The sequence below is a fragment of the Rhodovulum sp. HP10 genome (assembly GCF_047553435.1).
GTDB lineage: Bacteria > Pseudomonadota > Alphaproteobacteria > Rhodobacterales > Rhodobacteraceae > Rhodovulum.
The window spans coordinates 2,631,920-2,649,036 of sequence record NZ_CP180201.1 but is presented as its reverse complement, the minus strand read 5'-3'; the positions used below and the strand labels follow the sequence as shown (position 1 = coordinate 2,649,036).

The window sequence follows — 17,117 nt, the reverse complement described above, 5'->3', positions numbered from 1 at the left end:
AGCCCTCCCTTATTTCTTCTTGCCGGCGATGGGTTTCGCCGGACCCTTGCGGGTGCGGGCGTTGGTATGCGTGCGCTGGCCACGAACCGGCAGGTTGCGGCGGTGACGCAGGCCGCGATAGCAGCCAAGGTCCATCAGGCGCTTGATGTTCATCTGAATCTCGCGGCGCAGGTCGCCCTCGACAGTCAGGTTCGCGTCGATATGCTCGCGGATCGACAGCACTTCGGCATCCGAAAGCTCATTGACCCGGCGGCTCTTTTCGATGCCCACGGCCTCGCAGATCGCCTCGGCAGTGGACTGCCCGATGCCATGGATGTAGGTCAGGGCGATGGGCACCCGTTTTCCGGTGGGGATGTTGACGCCAGCAATACGTGCCACGCGCTATCTTCCTTTCGTTGCGGTTCCGTCGCTCCAGAACCTTTTTTCACAACTATGGCCCGAAAGCCTGTCGCCTCCGGGCCGCCTTGAATGACCGCCGGGCAGGGTCAGCTTCACCCCTGCGGCAATTGGTCGATTCTCATTCGAGAGGCCGTGCGTAGGGCGATTCCGGCACTCCGTCAAGGGGATTAATACCGTGTCAAGATCGGCGTCACGGATGTTGTCGCCCATTCGCGACAACATCCGGCCGAAGAAGCCCGGCAGAGGCGCTGAGCGTCCGGATCCGGCAAGGCGCGGGACAGGGACGTTTTCCGGGCCGATGGAGCGGCCCGGCATCTGCGAGAGCGCGGATCCGACAGCGGCGCGGGCCGGACGGCATCCCGTCCGGCCGGAAGGTCAGGCGTCGAGAACGGACTTGATGGCGCCCGAAACCTCGTCGATCTCGCCCAGGCCGTTGACGCCGGTCAGATCGCCCTTGGCGTAGTAATAGCCGATCAAGGGAGAGGTCTTCTTGTAATATTCCATCAGCCGCTGGCGCAGGCTGTCTTCATTGTCATCGGCCCGACGCTTGAACTCGGTGCCGCCGCATTTGGTGCATTTGCCATCGGCCGGGATCGGCTTGGTCAGGTCGTTATAGACCTCGCCGCAATTGCCGCAGGTCGAGCGCGCGGTAATCCGTGCCACCAGGGCCTCGTCATCGACCCGCATCTCGATCACGGCGTCCAGCTTCTGCCCCATCCGTTCGAGCAGAGCCCCCAGCGCATCGGCCTGGGCCAGCGTCCGGGGAAACCCGTCGAAGATGAAGCCGCCGCCGGCCTCTTCCGCAAGCTTCTCGGCAATCAGTCCGATAACGATCTCGTCGGTCACCAGTTCGCCGCGATCCATGACCTCGGCCACCTTCCTTCCCATCTCGGTTCCGGAGCTGCGCGCCTCGCGCAGCATGTCGCCGGTGGAAAGCTGGGTCATGCCCCGTTCCTCCACGAGCCGGCGGGCCTGCGTGCCCTTACCGGCTCCGGGGGGGCCCAGAAGGATGATATTCATCTGCGAGCTGTCCCTTTTCTTGCGTTCTTGCGCTTACGCCGAAGTTGCGATTTCTCGATCATCCCCTCGTACTGATGCGCCAGCAGATGGGACTGGACCTGTTGGATCGTGTCCATCGTGACAGAGACCACGATCAGGACGGAGGTGCCGCCGAAATAGAACGGAATGGAAAGCTGCGAGCGCAGGATCTCGGGCAGAAGACAGACGAGCGCCAGATAGGCCGAGCCCAGCACAAGCACCCGGTTGACCACGTAATCGAGATAGTCCTGGGTCCGTTTGCCGGGCCGGATGCCCGGAATGAAGCCGTTCTGGTTCTTCAGGTTGTCTGCCACATCCTCGGTCTTGAAGGCGACGTTGAACGTGTAGAAATACGTGAAGAACACGATCATGGCCGAGAAGAACAACAGGTAAAGCGGCTGACCCGGGCCGAAATAGGCCAGGATCAACGACATCACCGGCCCGGTCTGACTGCCCGAGAAGGTCGAGATCGTCGTCGGCAAGAGCAGTAGCGACGAGGCGAAGATCGCCGGGATCACGCCCGCCGGGTTGACCTTGACAGGCAGGTGGCTCGACCCGCCGTCATACATCTTCATGCCGACCTGACGCCGCGGATACTGGATATGGATCTTGCGCAGCGCCCGCTCCATGAACACCACGAAGGCAATCACCGCGACCACCATGATCAGCACGCCGACGATGACGCCGGGATGGATCACGCCCGACCGGCCCTGGCTCAGGAACTGGGCCAGTGCCGCAGGCGCCTGGGCAATGATGCCGACGAAGATGATCAGCGAGATGCCGTTGCCGACGCCGCGGGCAGTGATCTGCTCGCCCAGCCACATCAGGAACATGGTGCCGCCGACAATGGTGATCACGGTCGAGGCACGGAAGAACCAGCCCGGATCGGTCGCAAGGCTGCCCGCCTCGAGGCTGACCGCCAGACCGTAGGCCTGGAACGCCGCAAGCAGGACGGTGCCATAGCGGGTATACTGGTTGATCTTCTTGCGGCCCTGTTCGCCCTCTTTCTTGAGCGCCTCGAGCTGGGGGACCATCGCCGCCAGAAGCTGGACGATGATCGAGGCCGAGATATAGGGCATGATCCCCAGAGCGAAGATCCCCATCCGTCCCAGCGCGCCGCCGGTGAACATCGAGAGGATGCCGCCAAGACCGGTCGAGGCGCGCTCCATGAAGTCGCGAAGCGCCGCCCCGTCAATGCCGGGAACGGGGATGTAGGTGCCAAGCCGGTAGACGATCAGAAGCCCCAGGGTGAACAGGATCCTCTGGCGCAGCTCGGAGGCCTTACCGAAGGCCCCCCAGCTCATGTTCGCCGCCATTTGCTCTGCTGCTGATGCCATGCTGAGCCTCTTTCAAGGACAGCGCCGCCGGGCCGTCTTCCGGCTCCGGCGGCGCATTGGAAAACTATGGGAGATTTAAGCGGCGCGGACGCCGCCCACAATCCCTTAATTCGAAGCCTTACGCGGCCTCGGCCGCGACGGTCGCGACCTTGAGCGAGCCGCCGGCCTTCTCGACCGCCTCGATCGCGGCCTTCGACGCGCCGGTGACTTCGATCGAAAGCTTCGAGGTCACCTCGCCTTTCGCCAGCACGCGGACGCCGTCGAGCTTGCGGCGCACCAGGCCCGAAGCAACCAGCGCATCTTCGGTGATCGCAGCCGAGGCGTCGAGTTTGCCCGCTTCGACGAATTTCTGGATCAGGCCCAGGTTCACCACCGCATAGGCCTTGCGGTTCGGTTTGTTAAAGCCGCGCTTGGGCAGACGTTGGTAGAGCGGCATCTGGCCGCCTTCATACCCGTTGATCGCCACACCCGAACGGGATTTCTGACCCTTGATACCGCGACCGGCGGTCTTGCCCTTGCCCGAGCCCGGGCCACGGCCGACCCGTTTGGCTTTCTTGGCGGCGCCGTCATTGTCGCGCAGTTCATGAAGTTTCATGTCGCTTCTCCTTGGCCGGACGCGCCCCCGAAGCGAGTTGGGCGGCCACGGCGTTTCTTGACTGTTGAGGCAGCCCTAGAGGGCCACCGGTGGCGTATAGACGCCGCGCCCATTGGAAGCAAGGGATTCGCAAGCCCCCCTGCCCGGCCCTCGTGCCGCAGGACGGAAACGAAAAAGGCGCCCCGGATCTCCGGAGCGCCTTTCTGATCTGCAAGCGGGCGTTCAGCCGCGCTCTTCGATGATCTCGACCAGGTGCCGGATCTTGGCGACCATGCCGCGGATCGCGGGGGTGTCTTCCAGTTCCCGGGTCTTGTGCATCTTGTTCAGCCCCAGACCGATCAGGGTCCGGCGCTGGATGTCGGGGCGGCGGATCGGAGAACCGATCTGCTTGACGACGATGGTCTTGGCCATGCTCGGATCTCCTTACGCTTCAGCCGCTTCGGCAACCGGCGCATCATCCTTCTTCAGGATTTCAGCGACCTTCTTGCCACGGCGTTGCGCAACCTGACGCGGCGAGCTTTCGCGGGCAAGCCCGTCCAGCGTCGCGCGGATCATGTTGTAGGGGTTCTGCGACCCGATCGACTTGGCGACCACGTCCTGCACGCCCAGCATCTCGAACACGGCACGCATCGGACCACCGGCGATGATCCCGGTCCCTTGCGGGGCGGTACGCATCACCACGCGGCCCGCGCCATGGCGGCCCTCGATATCATGGTGCAGGGTGCGGCCTTCCCGCAGCGGCACGCGCATCAGGCTGCGCTTGGCCTGCTCGGTCGCCTTGCGGATCGCTTCCGGCACTTCCTTGGCCTTGCCCTTGCCGAAGCCGACACGGCCCTTCTGGTCGCCCACGACCACGAGAGCGGCAAAGCCGAAGCGCTTGCCCCCTTTCACGGTCTTGGACACCCGGTTGATCGCCACGAGACGATCGGCGAATTCCGGGGTTTCGTCGCGGTCGCGGCGGTCCCGGCGGTGCTCACGTTCTGCCATATCTCGTCTCCTTAGAACTTCAGGCCGCCTTCACGCGCAGCGTCGGCCAGAGCCTTTACACTGCCGTGAAAGAGGAAGCCACCACGGTCGAAGTAGCACTCTTCGACACCGGCTTTCTTGGCACGCTCGGCGATCACCGAGCCCACCTTGGCAGCCGCCTCGACATTGTTCTTGCCGATAACGCCCAGCTCTTTCTCGAGCGTGGAGGCCGCGGCCAGGGTGGTCCCCTGAACGTCGTCGATCAGCTGCACGCTGATGTTCTTGTTGCTGCGATGAACCGACAGGCGAAGCCGCCCGGCATTCATCTTGCGAAGCTTGTTCCGAACGCGCAGGCGGCGTTTCAGGAACAGGTGTCTTTTGCTGTTTGCCATCTGTCGCGCCCTTACTTCTTCTTGCCTTCCTTGCGGAAGATGAACTCGCCCTTGTAGCGGATGCCCTTGCCCTTGTAGGGCTCGGGACCGCGCCATTCGCGGATGTTCGCGGCAACCTGCCCGACCTGCTGCTGGTCGATGCCTTCCACCACGATCTCGGTCGGTTTCGGGGCCGTCACGGTGACGCCCTGAGGGACCTCGAAGTTGACATCATGCGAATAGCCGAGGTTCAGCTTGAGCACGTTGCCCTGCATCGCGGCACGATAGCCCACACCCTGGATCTCAAGCTCGCGCTTGAACCCCTCGCTCACCCCCTTGACGAGGTTCGCGACCATGCTGCGGGACATGCCCCATTGCTGCCGGGCACGCTTGGACGTGCCCCGCGGGGTGATGCTGACGGCATTATCCTCGACCGTGATGGTGACATCGTCGGTCGCGGTGAAGTTCCGGGTGCCCTTGGGCCCCTTGACTTCGACGGTCTGGCCGGAGACGGATGCCGAAACACCCGACGGCAACTCGACCGGTTTCTTACCAATACGAGACATTGCCTTCCTCCTCAGAACACCGTGCAGAGCACTTCGCCGCCGACATTCGCCGACCGCGCAGCCGCATCCGACATCACGCCCTTGGACGTCGACACGATCGAGACACCCAGACCCTGGCGAACCGAGGGCAGGTCCTTCACGCTCATGTAGACACGACGGCCGGGGGTCGAGACGCGCTTGACTTCGCGAATGACCGGCTGGCCTTCATAGTATTTCAGGCTGACCTCGAGCTCGGGCAGGCCGGTCTTGCCGGTCGTGGCCTCGTAGCCGCGGATGTAGCCTTCATTTTTCAGCACGTCGAGCACCCAGGCACGAAGCTTGGAGGCGGGCGTACGCACCGTCGATTTCCCCCGCATCTGCGCGTTGCGGATGCGGGTCAGCATATCGCCGAGAGGATCGTTCACAGACATCTCTTCCCCTCCTTACCAGCTCGACTTCACCATGCCGGGGATCTGGCCCATCGAGCCCAGATCGCGCAGCATGATCCGCGAGATTTTCAACTTGCGGTAATAGGCGTGCGGACGCCCGGTCAGCTGGCACCGGTTGTGCAGCCGGGTGGCCGAGGAGTTGCGCGGCAGCTTGGCAAGCTTGAGGCGCGCCTTGAACCGCTCTTCCATCGGAAGATCCTCGTTGGTGGCGATCTCTTTCAGCTTCGCGCGCTTGGCCGCATATTTTTCGACCAGGCGCTGACGCTTGAGTTCGCGCTCAACCATAGATTTCTTAGCCATGTAGTGTTCTCCCTCCCGCGATCAGCTGTTGAACGGCATGTTGAAATGCTTCAACAGCGCCTTCGCTTCCGCGTCGGTGCGCGCGGTGGTGGCAATGACGATGTCCATGCCCCAGACCTCGTCGACTTTGTCGTACTCGATCTCGGGGAACACGATGTGCTCTTTCAGGCCCATCGCGTAGTTGCCGCGGCCGTCGAAGGCCTTGCCCGAAACGCCCCGGAAGTCCCGGATGCGCGGCATCGCGATGGTGATCAGGCGGTCGAAGAATTCGTACATCCGGTCGCCACGAAGCGTGACCTTGGTGCCGAGCGGCATGTCCTCACGGACCCGGAAGCCGGCGATCGACTTCTTGGCCTTGGTGATGACGGCTTTCTGACCGGCGATCTGGCTCAGGTCTTCCTGCGCCGATTTCGACTTCTTGGAATCGCGCACCGCCTCGGCACCGCAGCCGATGTTGAGCACGATCTTGTCGAGCCGCGGGATCATCATGTCGTTCTTGTAGCCGAACTCTTCCTTCAGAGCGGCCCGGATGGTTTCCCGGTAAAGCGACTTGAGGCGCGGGGTATAGGTGGCAGCATCAAGCATCGATCACTTCCCCCGATTTCTTGGCAAAGCGAACCTTCTTGCCGTCTTCCACGCGGAAGCCGACGCGGGTCGGACCACCTTCCTTGGGATCGACGATGGCGAGATTCGACAGGTCCATCGGCATGGCTTTCGGCACGCGACCGCCCTGGCTCGTCTGGGTCTGGCGCTGATGACGCACCGCCATGTTAAGCCCCTCTACCACGGCCTTGCCGGTCTTGGGATCGACCGAGAGGATGGTCCCTTCGCGGCCCTTGTCCTTGCCCGCGAGCGCGACGACCTTGTCGCCCTTCTTCAGCTTGGCAGCCATCAGAGCACCTCCGGAGCCAGCGAGATGATCTTCATGAAGCTCTTGGCACGAAGCTCGCGCACGACAGGCCCGAAGATCCGGGTTCCGACGGGCTCGTTGTTGTTGTTGAGGATGACGGCGGCATTGCGATCGAAACGGATCGCAGTACCGTCTTCGCGACGGACTTCCTTGGCGGTCCGCACGACGACAGCCTTGCGGACATCGCCTTTCTTGACGCGGCCACGCGGAATGGCTTCCTTCACAGAGACGACGATAATGTCGCCGACAGAAGCGTATTTCCGCTTGGACCCGCCGAGGACCTTGATGCACTGAACCCGGCGCGCGCCGGAGTTGTCAGCGACATCCAGATTGGTCTGCATCTGGATCATTGGGTTACTCCCGACCTTTGGGACCAGGTCCCAGGGTTTCGCTCAAACCGGAAGACGGTACAGGTCAGGCCTGCACCACCTCCCAGCGTTTCGTCTTCGACTTCGGCGCGCATTCCTGAATGCGGACGCGGTCGCCCACCTTGAAGGTGTTGTTCTCGTCGTGAGCCCGGTATTTCTTGGACTTACGAATGGTTTTCTTCAGCACGGGGTGCGTGAAGCGGCGTTCGACCAGAACGGTGACGGTCTGATCGTTCAGATCGCTGGTCACGGTGCCTTGCAGGATACGTTTGGGCATCTGTCAGGCTCCCCTTATTCCGACGCCTTGGCGGCTTTTTCGTTCAGCACCGTCTTCACACGGGCGACGTCACGACGGACTTCGCGCATGCGGGCGGTGTTCTCGAGCGCATTCGTGGCCTGCTGGAAGCGCAGGTTGAAGGCCTCTTTCTTCAGGCTCGCCAGCGCGTCGCGCAGCTGGTCGGGCGTCTTGTCTCGCAGTTCCTGGGCGTTCATCGCCTTTTTCGTCCTTTCAACATCAACGGAGGGCCCCAAGCCTCTCGCGAGGGTCACCCTGATTCCGATGGAGGTTAGCGGATGAGAGGCCCCCTTAAGCCCCTAACCCGAATAAAGCAAGCCCCGATCGCATCCGCCCGGCCGGGCGTCGCGTCGGGAACCATCGGAAAGAAAAGGCCCCCGCCTTGGCGCGGGGGCCCCTCGTGAGTTCAGGCGACCGGAATTACCAGTCTTCGCGTTCGACGATCCGGGTCTTGATCGGCAGCTTCATCGCCGCCAGACGCAGCGCCTCGCGGGCGATGGTCTCGTTGACACCGTCGATCTCGAACATGATCCGGCCGGGCTTGATCTTGGCGGCCCAGAAATCGACCGAGCCTTTCCCTTTACCCATCCGAACCTCGGTCGGTTTCGACGAGACGGGGGTGTCGGGGAAGATCCGGATCCAGACCCGGCCCTGACGTTTCATGTGGCGGGTCAGGGCGCGGCGGGCAGCCTCGATCTGACGCGCGGTCACTCGCTCGGGCTCGGTCGCCTTCAGGCCGAAATGGCCGAAGTTGAGCTCGAATCCGCCTTTTGCCTGGCCGTGAATCCGGCCCTTGTGCATCTTGCGGAATTTCGTGCGCTTGGGTTGCAGCATCTCTGTTCTCCTTCAGGGCTCAGCGGCGCGGACGGGACGGGCCGCTCCCGCCCTCCTGGAGCTCTGCCTGGCGACGGTCACGGGCACTGGGATCGTGCTCCATGATCTCGCCTTTGAAGATCCAGACCTTGATGCCGATGATGCCGTAGGGCGTCGTGGCTTCGGCGGTGGCATAGTCGATGTCGGCGCGCAGCGTGTGCAGCGGCACCCGGCCTTCGCGATACCATTCCGTCCGGGCGATCTCGGCGCCGCCGAGGCGGCCCGACACGTTGACCCGGATACCCAGCGCACCCATGCGCATGGCGTTCTGCACCGAGCGCTTCATCGCGCGGCGGAAGCTGACCCGGCGTTCCAGCTGCTGGGCAATCGATTCCGCCACCAGCTGGCCGTCGAGCTCGGGCTTGCGGACCTCGACGATGTTGAGATGCAGCTCGCTCTTGGTCATGTTGGCAAGCTTCTTACGCAGCGTCTCGATATCCGCGCCCTTCTTGCCGATGATCACGCCCGGACGCGCCGTGTGGATCGTCACCCGGCATTTCTTGTGCGGACGCTCGATGATGATGCGGCTCACGCCGGCCTGCTTGCACTCGGCGCGGATGAATTCGCGCATCCGGACGTCTTCCAGCAGAAGATCGCCGTAATCCTTGGTGTCGGCGTACCAGCGGCTGTCCCAGGTCCGGTTGACCTGGAGGCGCATGCCGATCGGATTGACCTTGTGACCCATTAGGCTTGCTCCTCGACCTGGCGGACCTTGATGGTGAGTTCGGAGAACGGCTTCATGATCTTGCCGAACCGGCCACGGGCGCGCGGACGACCGCGCTTCAGCGTCAGGTTCTTGCCAACATAGGCTTCGGCCACGATCAGCTCGTCGATGTCGAGACGGTGATTGAACTCGGCATTGGCGATGGCCGACTGAAGGCACTTCTTCACGTCTTCGGCGATCCGTTTCTTCGAGAAGGTCAGATCGGCCAGGGCGCGATCGACCTTCTTGCCGCGGATCATGGCAGCAACCAAATTCAGCTTCTGGGGCGAAGTCCGAAGCATGCGCACCTTGGCCATGGCTTCGTTATCGGCCACGCGGCGGGGGTTCTTTGCCTTGCCCATGACGCTTACCTCTTCTTCGCTTTTTTGTCGGCCGCGTGACCGTAATAGGTCCGGGTCGGCGAGTATTCACCGAATTTCTGGCCGATCATATCTTCGCTCACCAGCACCGGGATGTGCTTGTGACCGTTATAGACGCCAAAGGTGAGCCCCACGAACTGGGGCAGGATCGTCGAACGGCGCGACCAGATCTTGATGACCTCGTTGCGGCTCGATTCGCGGGCTTTCTCGGCCTTCTTGAGGACATAAGAGTCGACGAAGGGGCCTTTCCAGACAGAACGAGACATGGCTTAGCGACCCTTCTTGCGCGCGTGACGGGACCGGAGAATGTACTTGTCGGTCGTCTTGTTGCGGCGCGTTTTGGCGCCTTTGGTCGGCTTGCCCCAGGGGGTCACCGGGTGACGGCCGCCCGAAGTCCGGCCTTCACCGCCGCCATGGGGGTGGTCGATCGGGTTCATCACGACACCGCGGACCGAGGGACGCTTGCCGAGATGGCGGTTGCGGCCGGCCTTGCCGATGTTCTGGTTCGAATTGTCGGGGTTCGACACGGCACCGACGGTGGCCATGCATTCCTGACGAACCATGCGCAGCTCGCCCGAAGACAGGCGGATCTGGGCATAGCCGCCGTCACGGCCGACGAACTGGGCATAGGTGCCCGCGGCGCGCGCGATCTGACCGCCCTTGCCGGGCTTCAGCTCGACATTGTGGACGATCGTGCCGATGGGCAGGCCGGTGAAGGGCATCGCGTTGCCGGGCTTCACGTCGGCTTTCTTAGAGGCCACGACCTTGTCACCCACGGCCAGGCGCTGCGGCGCCAGGATATAGGCCAGCTCGCCATCCTCGTAGCGGATCAGGGCGATGAAGGCGGTCCGGTTCGGATCGTATTCGATCCGTTCGACGGTACCGGCCACATCCAGCTTGGTCCGTTTGAAGTCAACGATGCGGTAGAGGCGTTTCGCCCCGCCGCCCCGGCGGCGTGCCGTGATCCGCCCGGCATTGTTCCGGCCGCCCGATTTGGTCAGACCCACGGTAAGGGTCTTGACAGGGCGTCCTTTCCAAAGCTCGGAACGGTCGATCAGAACCAGCCCACGCTGGCCCGGCGTCGTCGGCTTGTACGACTTGAGTGCCATGCTTTCTGTCTTCCGTCAGCTTCGGACCAGAATGGTCCGGTTGTCGTCAGGGGTCCGAGGACCCCGCCTTGGTGGAAAAAATCCGGCCCCGGTCGAAGCCGGGGCCGAAGATTCGCAGCCTTCTATCAGAGACCGGTGGTCACGTCGATAGTGTTCCCCTCCTCGAGGGTCACATAGGCCTTCTTGACGTTCTTGCGGCGACCGAGGATCCCCTTGAACCGCTTGACCTTGCCCTTGATGATGGTGGTGTTGACGGCCTTCACCTTGACACCGAAGAGGCCTTCGACAGCCTCCTTGATCTCGGGCTTGTTCGCATCCATAGCCACTTCGAAGACCACGGCATTGGCCTCGGAGGCCATCGTCGCCTTCTCGGTGATGATCGGCTTGCGGATCACGTCGTAATGTTCGGGCTTCACGCTCATTTCAGTCGAGCCTCCAGGGCTTCGACACCCGCCTTGGTGATCACAAGGGTATCACGGCGGAGGATGTCATAGACGTTGGCACCCATCGACGGCAGCACATCGAGACCCTCGATGTTGCGCGCCGCCATGGCGAAGTTCTCGTTCACTTCGGCGCCGTCGATGATCAGCACGCGCTTCCAGCCCAGGTTCTTGACCGATTTAGCCAGTTCCGAGGTCTTGGGCGCGGCCATATCGGCCGTCTCCAGAACGATCAGTTCGCCCGCCTTCAGCTTGGCGCTGAGCGCGTGCTTGAGGCCCAGCTTGCGGAATTTCTTCGGCAGGTCATGGGCGTGGCTGCGCGGGGTCGGCCCCTTGTAGACGCCACCCTTGCGGAAGATCGGCGCATTCCGGTCACCGTGGCGTGCGCCGCCGGTGCCCTTCTGGCGATAGATCTTCTTGGTCGAGTAGCTGGTCTCGGACCGGGTCTTGACCTTGTGGGTGCCGGCCTGCGCACGGGCGCGCTGCCAGCGCACCACGCGGTGCAGGATATCGGTACGGGGCTCGAGGCCGAAGATCTCGTCGCCGAGATCGACGGTGCCGGCCTTGGCGCCGTCCAGTTTGATCACGTCGAGTTTCATTCTTCGCCTCCTTCGGCGGGCGCTTCGGCAGCGGTCGCCTCGGCCTTGGCCGATTTCAGAGCCGCAGGCAGCACGAGGTTGTCCGGGGTCGCCTTCTTGACCGCGTCCTTGATCGTGACCCAGCCGCCCTTGGCACCGGGAACCGCGCCCTTGATCATGATCAGGCCACGATCGGCATCGGTCTTGACGACTTGCAGGTTCTGAGTGGTCACGCGGGCAGCGCCCATGTGGCCGGCCATCTTCTTGCCTTTGAACACGCGGCCCGGGTCCTGACACTGACCGGTCGAACCGTGCGAGCGGTGGCTGATCGACACGCCGTGCGAGGCGCGCAGACCGCCGAAATTGTGCCGTTTCATCGCACCGGCAAAACCTTTACCGATCGACGTGCCCGAGACATCGACGAACTGGCCCTCGAAGTAATGATCGGCGGTGATTTCCTCACCGACGCCGATCAGGTTCTCGGGAGCCACGCGGAATTCCGCGACCTTCCGCTTCGGCGCCACGCTGGCCTTGGCGAAATGACCGCGCATCGCGGCGGAGACCCGCTTGGCCTTGGCCGAACCCGAACCGAGCTGAACAGCCGTGTAGCCATCGGTTTCGACGGTCCGCTGGGCCACCACCTGGCAGCCGTCAAGCTGCAGGACGGTGACGGGCACCTGACGTCCGTCGTCCATGAACAGCCGGGTCATGCCCAGCTTCTTTGCAATCACACCAGAGCGCATCCTGGGTGCCCTCCTCAAACCTTGATCTCGACATCGACACCCGCAGCGAGGTCGAGCTTCATGAGCGCGTCCACGGTCTGGGGGGTCGGGTCGATGATGTCGAGAAGCCGCTTGTGCGTGCGGATTTCCCACTGGTCACGGGACTTCTTGTCAATGTGGGGGCCACGAAGAACCGTGAATTTCTCGATCTTGTTCGGCAGCGGAATGGGCCCGCGCACCTGGGCGCCGGTCCGCTTGGCGGTATTCACGATCTCCTGCGTGCTGGCATCCAGAACGCGGTAGTCGAAGGCCTTCAGCCGAATGCGGATATTCTGACTTTGCATGTTTTTTTGCCCTCAGGCTGAAGGGCGGGTCAGTGACCCGCCCGGGCCTTTTGCGTTACTTGATGATCTTGGCGACGACGCCGGCGCCGACGGTGCGGCCGCCTTCACGGATGGCGAAGCGAAGCTTCTCTTCCATCGCGATCGGGGCGATCAGCTCGACCTTGAACTTCAGGTTGTCGCCCGGCATCACCATCTCGGTGCCTTCGGGAAGCTCGACCGTCCCGGTCACGTCCGTCGTGCGGAAGTAGAACTGCGGACGGTAGTTCGCGAAGAACGGCGTGTGACGGCCACCCTCTTCCTTGGTCAGGATGTAGGCCTCGGCCTCGAACACCGTATGCGGCGTCACCGAGCCGGGCTTGCACAGAACCTGGCCACGCTCGACCTGGTCGCGGTCGATGCCGCGCAGCAGCGCGCCGATATTGTCGCCGGCCTCGCCGCGGTCCAGCAGCTTGCGGAACATCTCGACACCGGTGCAGGTGGTTTTCTTGGTGTCGCGGATGCCGACGATTTCAAGCTCGTCGCCCACATTCACCACGCCACGCTCGACACGGCCGGTCACCACGGTGCCGCGGCCCGAGATCGAGAACACGTCCTCGATCGGCATCAGGAAGGGTTGGTCGACCGGACGTTCCGGGGTCGGGATGAACTCGTCGACCGCAGCCATCAGCTCGCGGATCTTGTTCTCGCCGATTTCCGGGTCGCGGCCTTCCATCGCCGCAAGCGCCGAGCCCGAGATGATCGGGATGTCGTCGCCGGGGAAGTCGTAGCTCGACAGAAGCTCGCGGATCTCCATCTCGACGAGCTCCAGAAGCTCGGCATCGTCCACCTGGTCGACCTTGTTCATGAACACGACCAGAGCCGGCACGCCGACCTGACGGGCCAGCAGGATGTGCTCGCGGGTCTGCGGCATCGGGCCGTCAGCCGCGTTCACCACCAGGATCGCGCCGTCCATCTGGGCGGCACCGGTGATCATGTTCTTCACATAGTCGGCGTGGCCGGGGCAGTCGACGTGGGCGTAGTGACGCGCTTCGGTCTCGTATTCCACATGCGCCGTCGAGATCGTGATCCCGCGCGCTTTTTCCTCGGGCGCGCCGTCGATCTGGTCATAGGCCTTGAAATCGCCGAAATACTTCGTGATCGCAGCCGTCAGCGTCGTCTTGCCGTGGTCAACGTGGCCGATCGTGCCGATGTTAACGTGCGGTTTCGTCCGTTCGAACTTTGCCTTACCCATGGTCGTCTCCTTTAGTTCCTTGATGCCGGGCGTCGCCGCGCAGCGCGCGCCCGGACCGTGTCACGTTCAGGCGTATTTCGCCTGGATCTCATCGCTGATGTTCTGCGGAACCGGCTCGTAATGGTCGAACTGCATCGTGAACACCGCACGGCCCGAGGACATCGAGCGCAGCGTGTTGATGTAGCCGAACATGTTGGCCAGCGGCACCATGGCGTTGATCACGTTGGCATTCCCGCGGGTATCCTGCCCCTGCACCATGCCGCGACGGCTGGTCAGGTCGCCGATGATGCTGCCGGTATATTCCTCGGGCGTCACCACCTCGACCTTCATGATCGGCTCGAGCAGCTTGGCACCGGCCTTCTTCAGGCCTTCGCGCATACCGGCACGGGTCGCGATCTCGAAGGCCAGGACCGACGAGTCGACGTCGTGGAAGGCACCGTCGACAAGAGCCACCTTGAGGTCGATCACCGGGAAGCCGGCCAGCGGGCCCGAATCCATGACCGACTTGATGCCCTTCTCGACGCCGGGGATGTATTCCTTCGGCACTGCACCACCCACGATCCGGCTTTCGAACGAGTAGCCCTCGCCCGGTTCGGTCGGCATGATTTCCAGCTTGACGCGGGCGAACTGGCCCGTGCCGCCGGTCTGTTTCTTGTGGGTGTAGTCGACCTCGGCCTTGTGGCTGATGGTCTCGCGATAGGCCACCTGCGGGGCGCCGATATTCGCCTCGACCTTGAACTCCCGCTTCATGCGGTCGACCAGAATGTCGAGGTGAAGCTCGCCCATGCCCTTCATGATGGTCTGACCGGATTCGATGTTGGTCTCGACGCGGAAAGACGGATCCTCGGCCGCAAGACGCTGCAGCGCCAGAGCCATCTTCTCCTGGTCGGCCTTCGATTTCGGTTCGACCGCGATCTCGATCACCGGATCGGGGAAGGTCATGGTTTCCAGAACCACCGGCTTGGAGGCGTCGCAGAGCGTGTCGCCCGTGGTGGTTTCCTTCAGACCGGCCAGCGCGATGATGTCGCCCGCGAAGGCCTCGTCGATTTCCTCGCGGTTGTTCGAGTGCATCATCATCATCCGACCGACGCGCTCTTTCTTGCCCTTGGTCGCGTTCAGGATCGATTCGCCCTTCTTCATCACGCCGGAATAGATCCGGGTAAAGGTCAGCGAGCCGACGAAGGGGTCGTTCATGATCTTGAAGGCCAGCGCCGAGAACGGCTCGTCGTCATTGGCATGACGGGCGATGTTGCGCTCTTCGGATTCGTCATCCGGCGCGAAGCCCATATAGGCGGGCACGTCCAGCGGCGAGGGAAGATAATCGATCACCGCGTTAAGGAGCGGCTGCACGCCCTTGTTCTTGAAGGACGACCCAGCGGTCACCGGAACGAAGGCCAGCGCCAGCGTGCCCTTGCGGATCAGCTTGTGCAGGGTGTCGATATCGGGCTCGTTGCCTTCGAGATAGGCCTCCATCGCCTCGTCGTCCTGCTCGACGGCAAGCTCGACAAGGTTCGACCGCCACTCGTCAGCCACATCCTTCAGCTCGGCACGGATCTCCTGACGGGTCCAGGAGGCCCCGAGATCTTCGCCCTTCCAGGTCCACTCTTCCATCGAGACGAGATCGATGATGCCTTCCAGCTTGTCCTCGGCACCGATCGGCAGCGCGATCGGGCACGGGGTCGCGCCGGTGCGGTCCTTGATCATCTTCACGCAGTTGAAGAAATCGGCGCCGATCTTGTCCATCTTGTTGACGAACACGATGCGCGGAACCTTGTAGCGGTCGGCCTGACGCCAGACGGTCTCGGTCTGGGGCTCGACACCGGCATTGGCATCGAGAAGGCAGATCGCACCGTCAAGCACGGCCAGCGAACGCTCGACTTCGATGGTGAAGTCGACGTGGCCGGGAGTGTCGATGATGTTGAAGCGGTATTTGGTGTCGGAGGTCCCCTCCGCAGTCGGATCTTCCTGGCGCTGCCAGAAGGTCGTGGTCGCAGCCGAGGTGATGGTGATCCCCCGCTCCTGCTCCTGCTCCATCCAGTCCATGGTCGCGGCGCCGTCATGGACTTCGCCGAGCTTGTGGGACTTGCCGGTATAAAAGAGGATACGCTCGGTCGTCGTGGTCTTGCCCGCATCGATGTGGGCCATGATCCCGAAGTTCCGGTAGCGTTGAAGAGGATAAGCGCGGGCCATTGGGAGGGTCCTAAGGCTAAAGTTTAGTTACCAGCGATAATGGCTGAACGCTTTGTTGGCGTCGGCCATCTTGTGGGTGTCTTCGCGTTTCTTCACGGCAGTGCCGCGAGACTGGACGGCGTCCATCAGTTCGCCGGCAAGCCGCTCTTCCATGGTGTTCTCGTTGCGCTTGCGGCTGGCATCGATCAGCCAGCGGATCGCAAGAGCCTCGCGGCGCTCGGGGCGCACTTCGACCGGCACCTGATAGGTGGCACCGCCGACACGACGCGAGCGCACCTCGACGGCGGGCTTCACGTTGTCGAGCGCTTCGTGGAAGACCTCGACCGGGGCCCGCTTGAGACGGCCCTCGACGCGGTCGAGCGCATTGTAGACGATGCTCTCGGCGACAGATTTCTTGCCGTCGATCATCAGGTTGTTCATGAACTTCGTCAGCACACGATCGCCAAACTTGGCATCGGGCAGAATCTCGCGCTTCTCGGCAGCGTGACGTCGGGACATCTACGTCTCTCCTTACTTCGGACGCTTCGCGCCGTATTTCGAGCGGCGCTGCTTACGGTCTTTGACGCCCTGGGTGTCCAGCACACCGCGGAGGATGTGATAGCGGACACCGGGAAGGTCTTTCACCCGGCCACCGCGGATAAGGACAACCGAGTGTTCCTGCAGGTTGTGGCTTTCACCGGGGATATAGCTGATCACCTCGAAACCGTTGGTCAGGCGCACCTTGGCGACTTTCCGCATGGCCGAGTTCGGCTTCTTGGGCGTAGTGGTGTAAACGCGCGTGCAGACGCCACGCTTCTGCGGGCAGGCCTGCAGGTGCTGCGACTTCTGGCGTTTCACTTTCGGCTGCCGCGGCTTGCGGATCAGCTGTTGGATCGTCGGCATTCCGGTTCCCCGTATTGCAACCCGTTCAAATCTCGTCTTCGGTGCGCCCGTCACTCGTCTACGGCAACGCGAAAACCGCATTCGTTCCCCTG

28 protein-coding genes are annotated in these 17,117 nt (G+C 62.8%); all 28 read right to left on the bottom strand.

Annotated elements, in window-relative coordinates; all coding sequences use genetic code 11:
- Positions 1-9: 9 nt before the first annotated feature.
- Complete coding sequence (rpsM, locus tag ACK8CO_RS12420; protein WP_080617544.1) at positions 10-378, bottom strand: 30S ribosomal protein S13; 369 nt, start codon at positions 376-378, stop codon at positions 10-12.
- A gap of 396 nt (positions 379-774) precedes the next feature.
- Positions 775-1,419 (bottom strand): adenylate kinase, encoded by a 645-nt coding sequence (locus ACK8CO_RS12415; protein WP_414896806.1) that lies wholly within the window; start codon positions 1,417-1,419, stop codon positions 775-777.
- The gene (secY, locus tag ACK8CO_RS12410; protein WP_080617546.1) at positions 1,416-2,774 is read right to left on the bottom strand and encodes a preprotein translocase subunit SecY; all 1,359 of its coding nucleotides are present in this window, start codon (positions 2,772-2,774) and stop codon (positions 1,416-1,418) included. Before secY ends, ACK8CO_RS12415 begins: the two co-directional genes overlap by 4 nt.
- Positions 2,775-2,892: 118 nt before the next feature.
- The gene (gene rplO, locus ACK8CO_RS12405; RefSeq protein WP_080617547.1) at positions 2,893-3,369 is read right to left on the bottom strand and encodes a 50S ribosomal protein L15; all 477 of its coding nucleotides are present in this window, start codon (positions 3,367-3,369) and stop codon (positions 2,893-2,895) included.
- 222 nt (positions 3,370-3,591) lie between these two features.
- Positions 3,592-3,780 carry a 50S ribosomal protein L30 gene (rpmD, locus tag ACK8CO_RS12400; RefSeq protein ID WP_080617548.1) on the bottom strand — a complete coding sequence of 63 codons (189 nt, stop codon included), beginning with the start codon at positions 3,778-3,780 and terminating at the stop codon, positions 3,592-3,594.
- Between the two features lie 12 nt (positions 3,781-3,792).
- Entirely contained in the window at positions 3,793-4,356 is a 564-nt protein-coding gene (gene rpsE / locus ACK8CO_RS12395) for a 30S ribosomal protein S5 (protein WP_080617549.1), read from the bottom strand.
- Positions 4,357-4,367: 11 nt separating this feature from the next.
- Positions 4,368-4,727 (bottom strand): 50S ribosomal protein L18, encoded by a 360-nt coding sequence (gene rplR, locus ACK8CO_RS12390; protein ID WP_080617550.1) that lies wholly within the window; start codon positions 4,725-4,727, stop codon positions 4,368-4,370.
- A gap of 11 nt (positions 4,728-4,738) precedes the next feature.
- The gene (gene rplF, locus ACK8CO_RS12385) at positions 4,739-5,272 is read right to left on the bottom strand and encodes a 50S ribosomal protein L6 (protein WP_080617551.1); all 534 of its coding nucleotides are present in this window, start codon (positions 5,270-5,272) and stop codon (positions 4,739-4,741) included.
- 11 nt (positions 5,273-5,283) lie between these two features.
- Complete coding sequence (gene rpsH / locus ACK8CO_RS12380) at positions 5,284-5,682, bottom strand: 30S ribosomal protein S8 (protein WP_155774103.1); 399 nt, start codon at positions 5,680-5,682, stop codon at positions 5,284-5,286.
- A gap of 12 nt (positions 5,683-5,694) precedes the next feature.
- The gene (gene rpsN, locus ACK8CO_RS12375; RefSeq protein ID WP_075784671.1) at positions 5,695-6,000 is read right to left on the bottom strand and encodes a 30S ribosomal protein S14; all 306 of its coding nucleotides are present in this window, start codon (positions 5,998-6,000) and stop codon (positions 5,695-5,697) included.
- A 21-nt stretch (positions 6,001-6,021) separates the two neighbouring features.
- Positions 6,022-6,585 carry a 50S ribosomal protein L5 gene (gene rplE / locus ACK8CO_RS12370; RefSeq protein ID WP_080617552.1) on the bottom strand — a complete coding sequence of 188 codons (564 nt, stop codon included), beginning with the start codon at positions 6,583-6,585 and terminating at the stop codon, positions 6,022-6,024.
- Positions 6,578-6,892, bottom strand: coding sequence for a 50S ribosomal protein L24 (rplX, locus tag ACK8CO_RS12365; protein ID WP_080617553.1), 315 nt, complete (start codon positions 6,890-6,892; stop codon positions 6,578-6,580). The genes rplE and rplX overlap by 8 nt, the downstream gene beginning before the upstream one ends.
- Entirely contained in the window at positions 6,892-7,260 is a 369-nt protein-coding gene (gene rplN, locus ACK8CO_RS12360; protein WP_042456818.1) for a 50S ribosomal protein L14, read from the bottom strand. The genes rplX and rplN overlap by 1 nt, the downstream gene beginning before the upstream one ends.
- A 64-nt stretch (positions 7,261-7,324) precedes the next feature.
- Positions 7,325-7,555, bottom strand: a complete 231-nt coding sequence (rpsQ, locus tag ACK8CO_RS12355; RefSeq protein ID WP_042456821.1) for a 30S ribosomal protein S17 — start codon at positions 7,553-7,555, stop codon at positions 7,325-7,327.
- Positions 7,556-7,569: 14 nt separating this feature from the next.
- On the bottom strand, positions 7,570-7,770 hold the full coding sequence (gene rpmC / locus ACK8CO_RS12350) for a 50S ribosomal protein L29 (protein ID WP_080617554.1): 201 nt from the start codon (positions 7,768-7,770) through the stop codon (positions 7,570-7,572).
- Between the two features lie 223 nt (positions 7,771-7,993).
- Positions 7,994-8,407, bottom strand: a complete 414-nt coding sequence (gene rplP / locus ACK8CO_RS12345) for a 50S ribosomal protein L16 (protein WP_075784666.1) — start codon at positions 8,405-8,407, stop codon at positions 7,994-7,996.
- Positions 8,408-8,426: 19 nt separating this feature from the next.
- On the bottom strand, positions 8,427-9,131 hold the full coding sequence (rpsC, locus tag ACK8CO_RS12340; protein WP_080617555.1) for a 30S ribosomal protein S3: 705 nt from the start codon (positions 9,129-9,131) through the stop codon (positions 8,427-8,429).
- Positions 9,131-9,511 carry a 50S ribosomal protein L22 gene (rplV, locus tag ACK8CO_RS12335; RefSeq protein WP_080617556.1) on the bottom strand — a complete coding sequence of 127 codons (381 nt, stop codon included), beginning with the start codon at positions 9,509-9,511 and terminating at the stop codon, positions 9,131-9,133. Before rplV ends, rpsC begins: the two co-directional genes overlap by 1 nt.
- 5 nt (positions 9,512-9,516) lie before the next feature.
- On the bottom strand, positions 9,517-9,795 hold the full coding sequence (gene rpsS / locus ACK8CO_RS12330) for a 30S ribosomal protein S19 (protein ID WP_080617557.1): 279 nt from the start codon (positions 9,793-9,795) through the stop codon (positions 9,517-9,519).
- A gap of 3 nt (positions 9,796-9,798) precedes the next feature.
- Positions 9,799-10,638 carry a 50S ribosomal protein L2 gene (rplB, locus tag ACK8CO_RS12325; RefSeq protein WP_080617558.1) on the bottom strand — a complete coding sequence of 280 codons (840 nt, stop codon included), beginning with the start codon at positions 10,636-10,638 and terminating at the stop codon, positions 9,799-9,801.
- Between the two features lie 125 nt (positions 10,639-10,763).
- On the bottom strand, positions 10,764-11,060 hold the full coding sequence (locus ACK8CO_RS12320) for a 50S ribosomal protein L23 (protein ID WP_414896805.1): 297 nt from the start codon (positions 11,058-11,060) through the stop codon (positions 10,764-10,766).
- Complete coding sequence (gene rplD, locus ACK8CO_RS12315; protein ID WP_080617560.1) at positions 11,057-11,677, bottom strand: 50S ribosomal protein L4; 621 nt, start codon at positions 11,675-11,677, stop codon at positions 11,057-11,059. Before rplD ends, ACK8CO_RS12320 begins: the two co-directional genes overlap by 4 nt.
- On the bottom strand, positions 11,674-12,399 hold the full coding sequence (gene rplC, locus ACK8CO_RS12310) for a 50S ribosomal protein L3 (RefSeq protein WP_414896804.1): 726 nt from the start codon (positions 12,397-12,399) through the stop codon (positions 11,674-11,676). The genes rplD and rplC overlap by 4 nt, the downstream gene beginning before the upstream one ends.
- Positions 12,400-12,413: 14 nt before the next feature.
- Entirely contained in the window at positions 12,414-12,722 is a 309-nt protein-coding gene (gene rpsJ, locus ACK8CO_RS12305) for a 30S ribosomal protein S10 (protein ID WP_042456850.1), read from the bottom strand.
- A 55-nt stretch (positions 12,723-12,777) separates the two neighbouring features.
- Positions 12,778-13,953, bottom strand: coding sequence for an elongation factor Tu (gene tuf / locus ACK8CO_RS12300; protein ID WP_080617562.1), 1,176 nt, complete (start codon positions 13,951-13,953; stop codon positions 12,778-12,780).
- Positions 13,954-14,019: 66 nt separating this feature from the next.
- Positions 14,020-16,143 (bottom strand): elongation factor G, encoded by a 2,124-nt coding sequence (gene fusA, locus ACK8CO_RS12295; RefSeq protein ID WP_414896803.1) that lies wholly within the window; start codon positions 16,141-16,143, stop codon positions 14,020-14,022.
- 27 nt (positions 16,144-16,170) lie between these two features.
- The gene (rpsG, locus tag ACK8CO_RS12290) at positions 16,171-16,641 is read right to left on the bottom strand and encodes a 30S ribosomal protein S7 (RefSeq protein WP_080617564.1); all 471 of its coding nucleotides are present in this window, start codon (positions 16,639-16,641) and stop codon (positions 16,171-16,173) included.
- A 12-nt stretch (positions 16,642-16,653) separates the two neighbouring features.
- Positions 16,654-17,025, bottom strand: coding sequence for a 30S ribosomal protein S12 (gene rpsL / locus ACK8CO_RS12285; protein WP_042456862.1), 372 nt, complete (start codon positions 17,023-17,025; stop codon positions 16,654-16,656).
- Between the last annotated feature and the right edge of the window lie 92 nt (positions 17,026-17,117).